Origin of the sequence: Pseudomonas onubensis, assembly GCF_965653655.1 — a bacterium.
GTDB lineage: Bacteria > Pseudomonadota > Gammaproteobacteria > Pseudomonadales > Pseudomonadaceae > Aquipseudomonas.
Map to the genome: position 1 here is coordinate 1 of NZ_CBFHAZ010000212.1, position 1,023 is coordinate 1,023.

The 1,023-nt window shown below is 49.7% G+C and carries 1 protein-coding gene; it reads right to left on the reverse strand.

Annotation, left to right across the window (positions count from 1 at the left end; translation table 11 throughout):
- Positions 1-711: protein rep (locus ACTD9P_RS29605; RefSeq protein WP_052972342.1), on the reverse strand; the 711-nt coding region annotated here is incomplete at its 3' end.
- Positions 712-1,023 lie beyond the last annotated feature (312 nt).

The following is a 1,023-nucleotide window of genomic DNA, read 5'->3' on the forward strand; positions in this document are numbered from 1 at the left end:
GTATTTCAGCGTTTCAGCAACCGCGCTTTGCAGTTGCTCGGCAACGTTGGCCACAACCTCACCTGTCTTAGTTTTTACTGCCCGAATATCGATATTCGGCTCATAGTTCACCCGCAAGCAATCGCGCCAGAGTTCTACCCAACGTTCGTGCTTAACGTAGTTCTTCCCTTTAAACCAAGAAGGTTGCACCATCAGCAGACAGTGAAAATGCGGATGTGCGCTGCCATCCTTACCTCGCGTCACCTCCGTAGCCCTGATCCACCCCTGAACAGGTGATAGCTCCTTTCGCTTTTCCATTCGCTTAAACGCCGCATTCATTGCTGTAAGGACTGTTCCAAGTTCACCTATCTCGCAGTTCCTGACAGTTAACGTCAGAAACAACCATCGGGAAGACGGGTAATCCACAACGATTTTCGGTAGAGCCTGATAAAAACGGGCTTGCCACATGAGGGTTCTTCTCCACTGGCAGACAGGGCAATGACGGACACGGCAAAATTGCGCACTACGAAGCCGTAGGCGCGTTTCTCCGGTTTCCATGATGGTAGACCAACCAAAACGTAACAAACCGCTACAGGAGGCCATACGGAGTGCATAGCGCTCGAATTCAGCAGCGGTCTGGTAGATACCCCCGACAGAATCGGTAAGCGTGCGCTGGGTATCCCAAACTGCATCACGGGGGCTGTAGTCCGAAAGGAATTTATCTTCTGACATTAAGCCTGCTCCGATCTGGGCAGGCTGTGATTTGATGTGGTATATTCATCACGTACCTGTGCATTGCGAGCCAGTACATGTCACCAGAGTTTGCCGCTGAGGTGACACATTCGAAATGTTGGGGAGTGTTGACGCACTCCCCAACGCCGATTAAAAACGCCTCAATTCTGCTCCATTTTCTTTGACCTGTCAAAACCCACTCAAAGCCTCGTCATTACTGGGCTAAACCACTATTTCATATCCGCCATTTATCCCTTAAGTATAAATACAAGGATCACGCGCGAGACTTGCGCAATAAATAACCACAATTTT